At 51.3% G+C, this 15754-nt stretch carries 12 protein-coding genes and 1 riboswitch; of the genes, 4 read left to right on the plus strand and 8 right to left on the minus strand.

Features of this window, described 5'->3' with window-relative positions:
* Positions 1–25 precede the first annotated feature (25 nt).
* Together malF and malG are read left to right on the plus strand one after the other, a co-directional pair.
* Positions 26–1564, plus strand: a complete 1539-nt coding sequence (gene malF / locus RIN69_RS20765) for a maltose ABC transporter permease MalF (RefSeq protein WP_313854263.1) — start codon at positions 26–28, stop codon at positions 1562–1564.
* 15 nt (positions 1565–1579) lie between these two features.
* Positions 1580–2470 carry a maltose ABC transporter permease MalG gene (gene malG, locus RIN69_RS20770; RefSeq protein WP_313854264.1) on the plus strand — a complete coding sequence of 297 codons (891 nt, stop codon included), beginning with the start codon at positions 1580–1582 and terminating at the stop codon, positions 2468–2470.
* Between the two features lie 94 nt (positions 2471–2564).
* On the opposite strand, the gene psiE is transcribed toward malG, so the two are convergent.
* The 6 genes from psiE to pgi all read right to left on the minus strand — a co-directional run bounded on the left by psiE (position 2565) and on the right by pgi (position 9084).
* Complete coding sequence (gene psiE, locus RIN69_RS20775; RefSeq protein ID WP_052902008.1) at positions 2565–2963, minus strand: phosphate-starvation-inducible protein PsiE; 399 nt, start codon at positions 2961–2963, stop codon at positions 2565–2567.
* Between the two features lie 143 nt (positions 2964–3106).
* On the minus strand, positions 3107–5197 hold the full coding sequence (locus tag RIN69_RS20780) for a YjbH domain-containing protein (RefSeq protein WP_313854266.1): 2091 nt from the start codon (positions 5195–5197) through the stop codon (positions 3107–3109).
* On the minus strand, positions 5197–5940 hold the full coding sequence (locus tag RIN69_RS20785; protein ID WP_313854268.1) for a capsule biosynthesis GfcC D2 domain-containing protein: 744 nt from the start codon (positions 5938–5940) through the stop codon (positions 5197–5199). Before RIN69_RS20785 ends, RIN69_RS20780 begins: the two co-directional genes overlap by 1 nt.
* On the minus strand, positions 5937–6584 hold the full coding sequence (locus tag RIN69_RS20790) for a YjbF family lipoprotein (protein ID WP_313854271.1): 648 nt from the start codon (positions 6582–6584) through the stop codon (positions 5937–5939). The genes RIN69_RS20785 and RIN69_RS20790 overlap by 4 nt, the downstream gene beginning before the upstream one ends.
* Before the next feature lie 78 nt (positions 6585–6662).
* Positions 6663–6893 carry an exopolysaccharide production protein YjbE gene (yjbE, locus tag RIN69_RS20795; RefSeq protein ID WP_313854274.1) on the minus strand — a complete coding sequence of 77 codons (231 nt, stop codon included), beginning with the start codon at positions 6891–6893 and terminating at the stop codon, positions 6663–6665.
* A gap of 541 nt (positions 6894–7434) precedes the next feature.
* Complete coding sequence (gene pgi / locus RIN69_RS20800) at positions 7435–9084, minus strand: glucose-6-phosphate isomerase (protein ID WP_313854276.1); 1650 nt, start codon at positions 9082–9084, stop codon at positions 7435–7437.
* 404 nt (positions 9085–9488) lie between these two features.
* A riboswitch (Lysine riboswitch) is annotated at positions 9489–9682 on the plus strand.
* Between the two features lie 92 nt (positions 9683–9774).
* On the opposite strand from pgi, the gene lysC reads away from it, so the two are divergent.
* Together lysC and panS are read left to right on the plus strand one after the other, a co-directional pair.
* Entirely contained in the window at positions 9775–11130 is a 1356-nt protein-coding gene (gene lysC / locus RIN69_RS20805) for a lysine-sensitive aspartokinase 3 (RefSeq protein WP_313854277.1), read from the plus strand.
* Positions 11131–11216: 86 nt separating this feature from the next.
* Positions 11217–12134, plus strand: coding sequence for a ketopantoate/pantoate/pantothenate transporter PanS (panS, locus tag RIN69_RS20810; RefSeq protein WP_313854279.1), 918 nt, complete (start codon positions 11217–11219; stop codon positions 12132–12134).
* Positions 12135–12182: 48 nt separating this feature from the next.
* Here panS and RIN69_RS20815 read toward each other — a convergent pair whose 3' ends face one another.
* Together RIN69_RS20815 and RIN69_RS20820 are read right to left on the minus strand one after the other, a co-directional pair.
* Complete coding sequence (locus RIN69_RS20815; RefSeq protein ID WP_313854282.1) at positions 12183–13808, minus strand: Na/Pi cotransporter family protein; 1626 nt, start codon at positions 13806–13808, stop codon at positions 12183–12185.
* 200 nt (positions 13809–14008) lie between these two features.
* Entirely contained in the window at positions 14009–15694 is a 1686-nt protein-coding gene (locus RIN69_RS20820; RefSeq protein WP_313854283.1) for a hypothetical protein, read from the minus strand.
* Between the last annotated feature and the right edge of the window lie 60 nt (positions 15695–15754).

Genomic DNA, 15754 nt, shown 5'->3' on the forward strand with positions numbered 1-15754 from the left:
TATCCTCCAGCAAAAGGAATGTTAAATGGCAAAATCTGCATTGTGGTGGCAGCATGACGCCCTGAAGTGGCTGGTTCTTGCCCTCTGTACCCTGTTATCTGGCTATCTGGTCGTCCTGATGTATGTGCAGGGTGAATATCTGTTCGCTATTCTGACTCTGGTACTGCTGAGCGTCGGGCTGGCCATTTTCGCCCAGCGTCGCGCTTCCGCCTGGCGCTATGTTTACCCGGGCCTTGCCGGTATGGGGCTGTTTGTCCTGTTTCCACTGGCCTGCACTATCGCTATCGCCTTTACCAACTACAGCAGCACCAATCAGCTCACCTTTGAGCGGGCGCAACAGGTATTAATGGACCGCCAGTTTCAGGCCGGTGCCGGATATAATTTCAGCCTTTATCCACAGGGTAATCAATGGATTCTGGCGCTAAACGACGCGGATAACAGCCAGTTAGTATCGCCTCCCTTCAGCTTTGATACAAAAAGTGAGCAAACACTCACACTCACTAAAAGCCAGACTCCTCCTGATGGTGAAAAAGCCATGCTGCGGATCGTGACGCAAAACCGTCAGGCGCTGGGCTTACTCACTGCCGTGTTGCCCGATGGCAGCAAGGTACGCATGAGTTCACTGCGTCAGTTCTCCGGCACTCAGCCGCTATATACCCTCGCCGAAAACGGCAGTCTGACCGACAAGCAAACCGGCGTAGTGTGGTGGCCAAACGACGACAGCGGCTTTTATCAGACTAAAGATGCAGCCCAGCAATGGACCACGGAAAAGCTCAGTCCGGGATATACCGTGACGGTGGGCTGGAAAAACTTTCTGCGGGTGATGACCGACGAAGGGATCAAAAAGCCCTTTATGGCCATCTTTGTCTGGACGGTGGTGTTCTCCGCCATCACGGTATTTCTGACGGTCGCCGTTGGCATGGTACTCGCCTGCCTGATGCAGTGGGAGTCGCTGAAAGGACGCGCGGTCTACCGTCTACTGCTGATTCTGCCCTATGCGGTACCGGCATTTATTTCAATACTGATTTTCAAAGGATTATTTAACCAGAGCTTTGGCGAAATCAACGTGATGCTGCATAACCTGTTCGGGCTTAAACCCGCATGGTTTAGCGACCCGACGCTGGCGCGTAGCATGCTGATTATTGTAAATACCTGGCTGGGCTACCCTTACATGATGATTCTCTGTATGGGCCTGCTCAAAGCGATTCCTGAAGATTTGTATGAAGCCTCGGCAATGGATGGCGCTACGCCAATGCAGAATTTCTTCCGCATCACCTTGCCGCTGCTGATTAAACCGCTGACGCCGTTGATGATCGCCAGTTTTGCTTTTAACTTTAATAACTTCGTTCTTATTCAGTTGCTTACCAATGGTGGCCCGGATCGTCTCGGCACCACCACGCCAGCCGGATATACCGATTTGCTGGTCAGCTACACCTGGCGCATCGCCTTTGAAGGCGGCGGTGGACAAGACTTTGGCCTGGCGGCAGCCATTGCCACGCTGATTTTCCTGTTGGTTGGCGGTCTCGCTATTCTCAACCTGAAAGCCACGCGGATGAAGATTTAGTAAGGAGTAACGTTTATGGCTATCGTACAACCGAAATCTCAAAAGCTGCGGCTACTGTTTACTCACCTGCTGCTGCTAAGTTTTATCGCGCTGATTATGTATCCGCTGCTAATGGTGTTGGCGATTTCGCTGCGTCCCGGCAACTACTCGATTGGCAGCCTGCTGCCCGAGCATATCTCGTGGGATCACTGGAAGCTGGCGCTGGGCTTTTCGGTTACCCACGAAAACGGTAGCGTAACGCCGCCGCCGTTCCCGGTGCTGTTGTGGTTATGGAATTCAGTGAAGGTAGCGGCGATTACCGCCATTGGCATTGTGGCGCTGTCGACCACCTGTGCCTACGCCTTTGCCCGTATGCGTTTTCGCGGCAAATCCAGCCTGTTAAAAGGAATGCTGATTTTTCAAATGTTCCCGGCAGTACTGTCGCTGGTCGCACTCTATGCCTTGTTTGATCGTCTCGGTCAGTACATCCCGTTTATCGGGCTGAATACCCACGCCGGGCTGATATTCGCCTACCTCGGTGGTATCGCGCTGCATGTCTGGACGATTAAAGGCTATTTTGAAACGATTGATGGTTCGCTGGAAGAAGCGGCAGCGCTGGATGGCGCAACGCCGTGGCAGGCATTCCGCCTGATTCTGCTGCCGCTGTCGGTGCCGATTTTAGCCGTTGTGTTTATTCTGTCGTTTATTGCCGCCGTGACCGAAGTACCGGTCGCCTCGCTGCTGCTGCGTGACGTCAACAGCTACACGCTGGCGGTGGGCATGCAGCAATATCTGAATCCGCAGAACTATTTGTGGGGGGATTTCGCCGCGGCTGCGGTGCTCTCTGCCCTGCCAATCACTCTCGTCTTCCTGCTGGCACAGCGCTGGCTGGTTAATGGCTTAACCGCCGGTGGGGTGAAGGGCTAAAATTCTCTATTATTGCCACTGTTAGTCATTGCCACTGTTAGTCATTGCCATTGCAAGTCCCTGTGTTTTCGGCGGCCATCAGGCCGCCTTTTTTTTATTCGCGCTTCAGACGATTACTGTTCGCCAACCACAGCGTGACCACCAGGATCAGGATTGCCCCTGAGTAAGCCAGCGTATCAAACGGGTTCTTATGGTCGACAATAATCAGACGAATAATCGCAGTGATACCGATATAGACAAAGTAGCGCAGCGGAAAGTGATAGCCCGACTGAAAATACTTCACAATCAGCGCGATAAACTCAAAATAGAGAAAATAGATGACGATGCCTTCAATCAGCAGATAGGACGATGCCTGTTCGCCAGTATTCAGCAGCACATTGGCTAAGTGAATGGTTTCCTTACCCAAAAAGATAATCAAAATGACGCCAAGCACCAGCAAGCCGATGTTTAACACCATCTGCAGCGCTTGTGCAATACGCGTTCCGGTAATCATGTTCACACCCTCAACATTATTGTTATTAGTCGGCACAGGCCGAGGTCAACAATATGCTTTAGTGTGACGAAGATCACAAGTTATCGTATAGGGAGGATAAAAATTAATCAGGGCGACAAAGTGCCGCCCCGAAGTCAGTGCAATTAACGGAAGTTAATATCTCTGTCACTGGTCATATTATACAGCTGGTACTTACGACCCAGCATCTGACCACCATCACGCGTCAGCGGGGTCCAGTTGACCTGCGCACGACCGCGTACCGGATTCACGCTGAACAGATCCATTGGAATAGAGATATAGAAACCTTTGGTGAAGTCACCCTCGCCATACTCTTCTTTGGATACGTTAGTCAGGCTGACATAGCTACCGACAGTGATACCGCTGTCGAACTGTTTCGAAATATCGACGGTGCCGCCTTTATCTTTTGCCAGATACTGACCAACGCTGACTTTCACCAGTACACCATCCATAAACTGCGGCTGCCAGTAACCGGTTAAATGACCGGTTGGCGCTTTATAATCGGTGAACTTCATCATGTTATCCCAGTCACGTTGCTTCACGTAATTGGCATCAACACCGACTGCCCAGCTGGAATCCAGCGGACGATAAAGGACTTCCGCACCGGCACCACCGAACATCGTCTCCAGATAACCACCGTATACCTGGCCATAGAAACCGTTACCCAGGTACTGTAAGTAGTTGGCCTGCAGGTTATTAATGTAAACGTCATTCTGCACATATTCACGCACGTGAGTACGCACACGCGGCAGTTTGGAGTCATTCGGCGGATTGGTGTAATTGAATTTATTGTAGTTATTGGCGATGTTAGCAAACAGCCCGCCCCCAACCATTAAATGGTCGGTTAACCAGTAATCGGCGTTACCCATCACGCCAACCTGATACATATAGAAACTTTCCGGGCCACCAAATGACTGGTTCAGTATCGGCGACAGGCTGTAGTTCAGGCTGTCTTTTTCGATATAGTAACCCTGCTCGGTTTTACCCGGATCAACCGGGTTAACGCGCTGCTGATCCAGCGTTTTCTCATGACCCAGCGGATAACCTTCCAACTGCTCACGCAGGCTGTCTACTTTAGTCACGGTGGTAACTTGCGGCATGTTGTAACGCGTTTGCGTCACTTTCAACGTATCGACGTTCTGCGGCAGATTATTCATCATGATACGGTTGGCGCGATCGACGCCTTCCTGAGTATCGCGATATTTATACTGCTCACCGGTAACGTACAGGGTATTGCCTTTCATCTGGATATTCGGTGCATCCAGGCCAGCGTTATATTTCAGGTCACTGAGTTGGGATCCCGCCACTGTCGTTTGCAAAAACTCCGACTGCGGATTTGGCCGATAAGCCGGTTTTGGCGTGTCGATCTTCGGCTGACGCAGGTCGTTGAAGTTGGTGCGCAGGGTCAAGCCCGCCATCAGCGTATTGCCGCGCTCATAGCTGACATTAACATCGGCCCAGTCGGTAATGCGGTAAATCGCACCGACGTTGACCTTACTGCTCTGTCTCAGCTTACCGGCAAAGTCACCCTGATAATCATTGCCTTCATACTCTGCTTTCAGGCGCAGCGGCTGCCAGGGCGTCTGATACTCTACGCCGCCAAACAGCGCCGACGGGCCACGGAACATGTTGTCGGCGTCAATCGAGCCGGTCGAGCCGCCATTACTCCGGGTACAGTATTTATCGCTGGCTTCACAAAACGGATTTTTTACCGTGCCGCTGTTACCAAGATAACCCCAGGCAAAGCCGAGGGTAAAATCAAGCGGGCCCCAGGCTTTACTCGCTACCAGATATTCACTGTCAAACAGGCCGGTACCGCCGAGATCGCGCGTACCAATTGCCACTTCCGGCAGCCAGTACCCCTCATTCCACAGGCGCAGTTTCAGATCAAACGCTTTATCTTTATAGCTTTGATTGCCACTGAACTCCTGGACTCCACTGTAGAGACGGGTTCTGACGTCGGTGTAACGAATTGTCGCTTCCAGCCAGGAGAACAGCTGAACGGAAGAGGAGTAAAAACGGTATTGATCGTTCCAGCGGTAGTTAAGGCTAAACTCACCCTCTTTCGACATACGCGCAGTCGGCACCTGCATCAGGCCGACACCACCGAAATCTGACTGTGATGGCCCAACCGGATCGGGCTTGATGGCCGCCTGGGCCTGACAGGCGCAGGCAATCGAAATGGATAAGAAGCTGAGAAGATAACGTTTTTTCATCAGTCAGGGATCCGGTGCGTCAGTACAGAAATGATTTGTTGATTCAGGTCTTTATAGGCAGCGGGCAGCGACCAGGAAGAGAAACCAATATAGATAATCGAGCCCGGTTCGACTTCAACATAGCGATGGTTCCAGTAAGCGACCGGAGCCTCGGTAACGTCACCCGAAGGTGCAATCACCACGGCGATATTGCGATCTGCGCCGTCCAGACGATCGTGTCCGTCAAGATAATCGCGCGTATCGCCGCCCGGCTGCCAGCTGACTTTGCCACTGCCGGTAATAGCACCGAACAAGGTCACTGAGTTGGGCTTTGGCAGGGTATAGACGCTGTATTCACCTTCCAGACGACGATTCAGTTCCGGGCGCATACGCAGCCAGTCCGGATCGAGGTTAGCTGGCAGGCGGCCAGTCACCTTAATGGCTGACAGCTGCTGAATGACGTTATTAATTGCCGCCGCTTTTTCGCCTGAGCTTTGCGCGGCATAGCCTTTCAGGCGTGCCATCAGCTGCTGATACTGTTGTTCCGCTACGGCAGTCGCCAGCTTGTCGCTAATCACCGTACCTGGCCACCAGGTTTTTCCCTGCAGTGCAGGGCTGGCCACTAACTGCGACAGATTCGCCGCATGACTGACGATTGAGATCTCTTTTTTCCCAGGATAGTAAACACTTACCTGGCTATCCGCGTTGGCGCTAATAGACAGGCATGAACAGATGCCTGCGAGAAATAATGTGGTTTTTTTCATGATTTAGCCGGCTTCAGGATGGTGGTTTCAACATGAATAGAGTCAGCGCCTGCCGACTGGCTGGTCTGGCGGACCTGTCCCGAAATGGCATCAACCCAGAAGATGTTTTCCCACGATGCACCATTAGCCGCGATCTCTACCGATTCACGATAAACCCGGCAGGCAACCTGCTCGCCAGCAATGCTCAGCAGCTGATCTTTTTCACGAGTAAAACGTGAAACGGCGGTGCCCGAACGCAACTGGCCTTTTTCGGTCCAGCTCAGGGTACGTGTCCAGCTTGCGCCATTGGCAATGTTCAGAGGATTAGCCAGCGGATCTTGTTGCAGATTGTTGATATCTTTCAGGTTGTCCGGCAAGCCAAGGGTTCTGACTACGCGTCCGTGACGGGTAACCAGCATCGCTTTATCCTGAGTGACCCATTTCTGTTCGCCATTTTCGTTATAGCCCAGCACCACGAAAATACGCTGTCCGCCATCAATTCGCAGATACATGCTGGCATAAGGCAGTGACTGGATTTTTTCATTAGTAAGCGTAACGTCATCGCTGCCGGTCACGGCTCTTTTTAGGGATTCGCCAACGCCCAGCTGAGTCTGGGTACAAGCCTGAAGCAACAGGCAGAGAAGCAGTAATGGAATATGTCGCACCTGTGTATCCCTGTACTTAATTCCGACAAAGTCAAAAAATAACCACACGGCTGTGTGGTTATGTTTAATTAAGCCAACTTAACGCGTTGTGCTCGTGGTGGTAGTGGTACCGGTATTAGAGCTGTCACCATCAGAGGCGATCAGAGCAATACCTAACAGCGCACCCACTGCACCAAGACCAACTGCCGTAGAGTCACCAGATGACATTGTATTGGCATTGTCACCTGCGGCATCACCTGGCGCGGCGAACGCGGCAGATGCGGCTGCGAAGTACATTACGGCTGCAGTAGCACATAATATTTTTTTCATAACTAACATTCCCTTCATCAGATGAATGGATAACAGGCCCGGATGGATTCCGGGACTTGTGAGTATAGGGCAACCAAATGCCAGAAATTAGTGGCCGAACCGCGGCTAAAATGGCGTGCATTAACAGGTCGAAATGACAGCAATACAGCTTTAATTAACAATTTGAGATATTTCATCGCAAATTGACCATATAAAATTACAAAAATTAAACATATGGCAGGATTTTCATCTGAATGAATCTGATTTATTGCCGGAACGAGGAAAAGTGGAAGGATTAGCAGGAAGAACTTAAATTTAACTTAAAAATTAATACGTTAGATTGTGAAAACATCAGAAAAAGTCGCTTTTTCTGCGCGATTGTTTCAGATTAATCTTGCATTAAATACCGCAATTACGCAGTTTTTTCAGAATAAACTGAGGACGATTTTCATCATTCTGCCAGTTTTAACCTCTGAAAATGCCAACCAGATCGCATAAGTTCAGTATTTCAGGACGAAATACTGAACTTATTAATGGGCCAGACAGGCTGGCCACTTAACAATTATTTACGCCAGGATTTATAGCGATTAATCAGACCATTGGTTGAGCTGTCATGGCTGTTAATCGCTTCTTCTCCACCCAGCTCAGGCAGAATACGGTTAGCCAGCTGTTTACCCAGCTCCACGCCCCACTGATCGAAAGTAAAGATATTGAGGATGGCACCCTGAGTGAAGATTTTATGCTCATACAACGCAATCAGCGCACCGAGGCTGAATGGGGTGATATCACGCAGCAAAATTGAGTTGGTCGGGCGGTTACCTTCAAACACTTTGAAAGGTGCCACATGCTCTACAGACTGCGCATCTTTACCGGCATCAGCAAACTCTTTTTCCACCACTTCACGCGACTTACCAAACGCCAGCGCTTCGGTCTGGGCAAAGAAGTTCGACAGCAGTTTTGCGTGATGATCGCTGAGCGGATTATGACTGATTGCCGGCGCGATAAAATCACAAGGGATCAGCTTGGTGCCCTGGTGAATCAGCTGGTAGAACGCATGCTGACCGTTGGTACCTGGCTCACCCCAGATGATTGGGCCAGTCTGATAATTGACTGGCGTGCCATTGCGGTCAACATACTTACCGTTGGACTCCATATTGCCCTGCTGGAAATAGGCAGCAAAGCGATGCATGTACTGATCGTAAGGCAGAATCGCTTCGGTCTCAGCACCAAAGAAATTGTTGTACCAGATGCCAATCAACGCCAGCAGCACCGGCAGGTTTTTCTCCGCTGGCGTTTCAGCGAAGTGTTTATCCATCGCGTGCGCGCCGCTCAGCAACTGCTCAAAGTTGTCATAGCCGACTGACAGGATGATCGACAGGCCAATCGCCGACCACAGCGAATAGCGGCCACCGACCCAATCCCAGAATTCGAACATATTGTTGGTGTCGATGCCGAACTCGCCCACCGCTTTGGCGTTGGTGGAGAGCGCAGCAAAGTGTTTTGCCACGTGTTGTTCATCACCGGCAGTTTGCAGGAACCAGTCGCGCGCGCTGTGGGCGTTAGTCATGGTTTCCTGAGTGGTGAAGGTTTTCGAAGCCACCAGGAACAGCGTGGTTTCTGGATTAACGTTCTTCAGCGTTTCAGCAATATGAGTGCCGTCAACGTTAGAAACAAAATGCATATTCAGGTGATTTTTATACGGGCGCAGCGCCTCAGTCACCATAAAAGGTCCCAGGTCAGAACCACCGATACCAATGTTAACCACATCGGTAATTGGCTTGCCGGTATAGCCTTTCCATTCGCCGCTGATAATGCGCTCTGAGAAGCCTTTCATCTTCGCCAGCACCGCATTCACTTCTGGCATAACGTCTTTACCGTCTACCAGAATTGGCGTGTTGCTGCGGTTACGCAGCGCCACGTGCAAAACCGCACGCTCTTCGGTGCGGTTAATTTTCTCACCGGCAAACATCGATTTGATCGCGCCTTGCAGATCGGTCTCTTTTGCCAGCGCCTGAAGCTTATCGAGGGTTTCACTGGTAATACGGTTTTTTGAGAAATCCACCAGCATCTGATCGTCAAAGGTGGCAGAGAATTTCGCAAAACGATCGCCATCTTTGGCAAAAAGATCGGCGATCTGGACATCTTTCATCTGTTCAAAATGCTGCTGCAGCGCTTGCCAGGCAGCGGTTTGTGTCGGATTGATATTTTTCATAACAACACTCTTTTTTATTTAAGAACCGTAATTCAGACCGGATGCCATCTTACCCGTTACCAGGAACCAACTTCCCTTTTCCTGCAACAGGTTACGGCTATCATTTCCGGAACTGCTCGTAATTCAGGCTGCGATAATGATTCCCGCACAGCTTTTCAGTATGACTATGGTTGCTGAAGAAAGGCAAAAAATTATGGCGTTATCTTGCGGCGTCAAAACCCTTAACGCATTGTGCTGCGTCATTAACCCTGACGTCATTTACTCACTTTAAGCCTCAGCCTGACGTGCCGCTTGATTGCTTGTGCGCTGACATCAAACGATTAAATGAAAATTGATCATCCGCCAAACGTTGACAGCGAAGCCAGAAACCGATATTTCTAAGCAACTACTTGCGCACGTGTGCGCAAGCCAGAAGAGGCGCGTCGCCCAGGTAGTGTGTCGGAGGAACCGAATCCGATGAAGGCACACAAGGGGGTGCGACGCCGAGATATCTTACATACGGAGTGTAAGATATCGACTGCAGGGGCTGAATCCCCTGGGTTGTCACCAGGACCGTTCGGCAGTCGGACGATCTGCAAGGTGGGGCGCTTCTGGGTGTATCGTAGTCATTCCTTTCTACGTCTGCCCCGTATCCCGCTCTTACCTTGTGCCAAGCCTGATGATTTATCCTGACACGAGGTAGTCAATTTAATGTTCCAACCTACTCTTATTGTTGCGAAATTTGGCGGTACCAGCGTTGCCGATTTTGCGGCTATGAACCGCAGCGCCGACGTGGTGCTGTCTGATGCCAATGTGCGTTTAGTGGTACTTTCTGCCTCTGCCGGCATCACCAATCTGCTGGTTTCCCTGGCTGAAGGCCAGGAAGCAGAACAGCGCGTCTGCCAGCTGGACGAAATCCGCCGCATTCAGTATGCAATCATTGATTGCCTGAAGCAGCCGGAAGTGATTCGCGAAGAGATCGACCGCATGATCGAAAATATCGCCATGCTGTCTGAAGCCGCTGCGCTGGCTACCTCAACCGCCCTGACCGATGAACTGGTCAGCCACGGCGAGTTAATGTCTACCCTGCTGTTTGTTGAAATTCTGCGTGAACGCAGTGTTGCCGCAGAATGGTTTGACGTGCGTAAAGTGATGCGTACCAACGACCGTTTTGGTCGCGCCGAGCCGGATATGGCCGAGCTGGCAGAACTGGCCGTCAGCCAGTTGCAGCCGCGCGTCGAAGAAGCGCTGATCGTTACCCAGGGCTTTATCGGCAGTGAAAGTAAAGGCCGCACCACTACGCTGGGTCGTGGCGGCAGCGACTATACTGCGGCATTGCTGGGCGAAGCGCTGCGGGCGAAACGTATTGATATCTGGACGGATGTGCCAGGGATTTACACCACCGATCCACGCGTGGTGCCTACGGCAAAACGTATCGATGAAATCACCTTCGAAGAGGCCGCTGAAATGGCGACCTTTGGCGCGAAAGTGCTGCATCCGGCCACTCTGCTGCCAGCAGTTCGTAGCGATATTCCGGTGTTTGTCGGCTCCAGCAAAGATCCGGCTGCCGGTGGCACCATGGTGTGCAACCAGAGTGAAAATCCGCCGCTGTTCCGCGCGCTGGCACTGCGTCGTAAGCAAACGCTGCTGACGCTGCACAGCCTGAATATGCTGCATGCACGCGGCTTCCTTGCCGAAGTGTTTAATATTCTTGCCCGCCATAATATGTCGGTGGATCTGATTACCACCTCAGAAGTGAGCGTGGCGCTGACGCTGGATACCACCGGTTCAACCTCCAGCGGCGACAGCCTGTTATCTCAGGCACTGCTGACCGAACTCTCTTCGCTGTGCCGGGTAGAAGTCGAAGAGAATCTGGCGCTGGTAGCGATTATCGGCAACAAATTGTCGCAGGCGTGTGGCGTAGGAAAAGAGGTATTCGGCGTGCTCGAACCTTTCAACCTGCGTCTGATCTGCTACGGTGCCAGCAGCTATAATCTCTGCTTCCTGGTTCCGGGTAACGATGCAGAACAGGTGGTTCGCACCCTGCATCACAATTTATTCGAATAACTTATTTCCCCCCTGAATCATTCAGATCGCAGGCGCCGTTAACTCGCCGGCGATCTGAAGTATGACGGGCAACAAGGAAGCCTGCTATGCTCGCCAAAATTACCCGACTGTTCCCGCTGTGGGCAGTCCTGCTCTCTGTCGCTGCTTATTACACCCCTACCACTTTTCTCGGCATTGGCCCGTGGGTCAGCTGGTTATTAATGCTGATTATGTTTGGTATGGGCGTAACGCTGAATATCGGCGACTTCAAGCGGGTACTGACTCGCCCGGCACCGGTGATTGCCGGCACCTTTTTACACTATCTGGTGATGCCGCTGGCGGCATGGGGGCTGGCAAAACTGTTCCATATGCCACCGGATCTTTCTGCCGGAATGATACTCGTCGGCAGCGTTGCCAGCGGCACCGCATCGAATGTGATGATCTATCTGGCGAAAGGCGATGTGGCGCTGTCGGTGACCATCTCATCAGTTTCGGCACTGGTTGGCGTGTTTGCCACCCCGCTGCTAACGCGCTTTTATGTTGATACCCATATTGAAGTCGATGTGGTCGGCATGTTGCTCAGCATCGTGAAAATCGTCGTGATCCCCATCAGCCTTGGTCTGATTATTCATCACTCAATGAATAGCGTGGTGAAACGCGTTGAGCCGTATCTTCCGGCGTTTTCGATGGTGTGTATTTTGCTGATTATCAGTGCGGTAGTTGCCGGTAGCCAGGGCTTTATTGGTTCAGTCGGTTTGATGGTCATCGCGGCAGTGATTCTGCATAACGCCATTGGGCTGCTGGGCGGTTACTGGGGCGGCAAGCTGTTTGGTTTCGATGAGTCCACCTGTCGAACACTGGCGCTGGAAGTGGGCATGCAGAATTCCGGGCTGGCAGCAACGCTGGGTAAGCTGTACTTCTCACCGCTGGCCGCGCTGCCTGGCGCGCTGTTCTCGGTCTGGCACAACCTGTCCGGTTCGCTGCTGGCCGGTTACTGGTCTGGCAAACAGATTAAGAAAAAATAATCGTTTAACGGCGGCGAATACGCCGCCGTTAACATTAACTATCCACGACTATTCATTATCCCGATCGTCATCCGGCTGTTCCAGCACGCTATACGCCACCGCACAAAACAGTGAGTTCAGACGCTTCATATCACCAAGCAGCCCCAGGTGCAGTGAACTGGTTTCGATGCTCTGCACATTCTGCTGATGCAGTCGCTCAACATGTGCATGGGAATAGCGGCGGTTGGTAATGCGGAAACGGTGCTTACCGCGGCGCAGGCGCTTGGCGCTGGTGATATCACGCGATAAAAATACTGACAGCGCCAGCCGCAAATTATTCAGCAACTGTTCCTGCAATGTTTCAAGCTCTGCCACGCCTTCCGGTGAAAATGCCCGACGCGCCGCCAGCGACTTATCCGCTACGTCACCGCTCATCCTTTCGATAATATCGCCCGCCTGCTCAAGGTTTAGCGCCATCTCGATAATTTCTGCCCAGCGACGCGAATCCTCTTCCGCCAGATCCTCTTTTGGCATACGCGCCAGGTAGAGTTTGATCGCGGTGTATAACACGTCAACATCGTCATCCAACTTGCGAACTTCGCGATCTTCACGCGGTGCACCATGCACCACTTTACTGAAGCTGGTCATCATCTGCTCCAGCACATCCCCCATACGCAGCGTCTCACGGGCGGCGTTAGCCAGTGCTAATGCCGGCGTATCCAGCGCGCTGGTATCAAGATGGCGTGGTTTCAGCCGCAGATCGGTTTCCGGGTCGTCACGGATTAACCGCTCACAGAGTTTGGCCATCGGTGCGGCAAAGGGCACCATTACCAGACAACGAATCAGGTTGTAGAACACGTGGAAAAAAATCACCACCTCTTCATCATTGATCGGCAGTTTGTCCAGCCAGGTGGCCAGTACATGGATAAACGGCAGCACGGCCAGACAACCGATAAATTTGAACAGCAGACTGCCGAGTGCGACCCGCTTACCGGCAGCGTTGGAACCACTGTTATTCAGCATCGCCAGCAGGCCGCTGCCAAGATTGGCACCAACGACCAGACAGAGCGCCACCTGGAAAGAGATAACACCGGTGGCCGTCAGGGTCGCGGTGATCAACACCGCTGCCAGGCTTGAGTAGCTGATGATCGCAAATACCGCACCAATCAGCGCATCCAGCATAATATCGCCGGTCAGTGAGGAGAAAATCACCTGCACGCCGGAAGCCTGGGTAATCGGCCGCGCGGCTTCGACGATCAGCTGCAATGCCAGCAGGATAAGCCCAAGACCAATGCCGACACGGCCTAATTGCCCGGCGCGCGACTGTTTGCGGCCAAGGAAAAACACCACACCAAAAAAGATCAGCAGCGGTGACAGCCATGAAAGGTCAAAAGTCAGTACGCGCGCCATTAATGCGGTACCGACATCGGCACCGAGCACCACCACCAGCGCTGGCGTCAGCCCCATTAGCTGTTGAGCGACAAATGAGGTCACCAGCAAGGTGGTGGCATTACTGCTCTGCACCAGCGCAGTAACGCCAATGCCAGCGAGGAACGCCATCGGTTTTTTCTCGACGCCGCGGCTAAGCACACGGCGCAAGTCCGCACCGTAGACACGCATAATACCAGTACGCACGATATGCGTGCCCCATACCAGCAAAGCGATGGCAGAAAGTAAATTAAGCAGGGTTAACAACGATATGTACTCCTTTCACGCCAGGCTTAAAAACCACACGCACTGCCTGCCTGACGCGAAAGAGCAGCGCATGAATGCATCCGCCATCCCTGCGCCTGTTTTAGTGAATAGCACTATTTTTGCTTATTTTACATGCAACTTTACGCAAGGTGGCCAGGATTGAGTATAGACCAATCGGGTAACTGGATCGGCTGTTTTAGTCAGGCGATACCCGGAAACTCCGCATAACCCGCAGATGCATCCGCCTCCCCAGATTGGGAGACCAGTTCAAACAACTGCTCACGCAGCAGTGCGCAGTATTGTTTGGGATCAGCGCCCCTGCCCAGTTCAGTATCAGCGGCGATGCCCATTAATGCCATCGCGGCGGCATCGACCAGCGAATGAGATGAAGCGGGTGATGTAGCTAACAACTGTTCCGAACTTACCCTCAATCCCCCACCGTCCAGAATCTCAACGCTGACATTATCGCCATATGTCACATAGGCATTGTAGCGTGAGTCAGTTACCTGCTGAATAACCGCCGCCGGTAAAGCGGAGGTCAGAGCCTCTTCTGGTGTCAGCGCAGCACCACAGGTGATGACCTTAATCACCTCGTGTTGTGTATTAGCCACCACCAGATAGGCTGACAAACTTCTGAAGTAAGGAGTTTGCACAATCAGCCTGGTGATCAATTCTGTATTGGCCAGTTGCAGAACATTATCCGTCTCAACCTTATTTGTCAGCAAATAAGCCAGTTCTGAACGAGTGAGTTGTCCGGCAGAGGTGATGATTTGCCCTTCGGCTTGCCGATGGGACCGTCGTGTCCCGAACGGGGTTACAGATTGCTCCGCAGCAATTAATATCGTCAACACTTCTTCACCAACCGGTGTCAGAACAGGCGATCTGAATCTGGATTCAACCAGTCTCAACTCAATCAGTCTTGCTCTCACCACATCACTGATTTTTACCGCTTTGCCCGTCTCCTGACTCGCCATAGCTTTCATCGCGCAGAACAGCGCATCACGCTCCTCTTTATTTAGATTGCTGATTTTACTGATTATATTACTGGTCAGCCGAAGATTTTGCTCACTGGTTTTCAGTTGTAATTCATACTGTGATACAGGCAGGTGGTTTTCAGAAGTAGAGGTCGCTCTAAATCGGTTTATCGATTTTTCCGAAATAAACTGGTTGCCCGACACATTCGGCTTTGTGCGTTTGGCAACAAGCGATAAGGCATCGATTTTTTTTGTCAGAACATCAACTTTTACCAGTCGGGATTGATGGCTGATAGTCGCCAGCTTCGACAGAAAATGCCTTCCGGCTGATGATTTTGATTCATTAATAATATAATCCACACCGGATTTTAATTCCTGTTTTGTACAAAACGCCCAGAGTCTGATTTTTTTCTGTATATTTTTATCTTTGATCGAAATCCCCTGATTAAAAGCCAGCCCTGCAATGATGGTTCCTTTTGGCATCTTGCCGTAGGTTTTATCATCAGCATATTCTTTAATGAACTTCATGGCATCACTTTTAATTTCAATAAACACTTTCCTCATTTTATAATATTTACTTTCATCCGCTTTTTTCTTACTGACTGATGGCATCAATGTTGTTAAAGATTGCGCTGAGGAAGTGGATGGCTGAGAAACATATCTTTCATCGACGAGGCTGTAATTGCTGACGTTTACCACCGCAGCAGGTAAGGCTGCCGGGCAGCTGGGCTGAACAGGTTGCCCGCAGAGTATCAAGGGTTCGTCAGATAAAGGCAGGGTAAACAACAGAGGTGAATTGGTCACAGCCGAGATAAATTGTGTAACAGGCTGAATGACGTCAGTTTGCTGCTGATTGATGATTAACAGATTTGGCATTGTAAATGCCGTCGAAACGATATTAAAGTCCTTCATAATAATCCTCACCGCAGGGAAGTCGGGGATGAATTATTAATAGATTAATTGACTTGCCAT

It is taken from the genome of Winslowiella toletana (genome assembly GCF_032164335.1).
Taxonomy (GTDB): Bacteria; Pseudomonadota; Gammaproteobacteria; order Enterobacterales; family Enterobacteriaceae; genus Erwinia; species Erwinia toletana_A.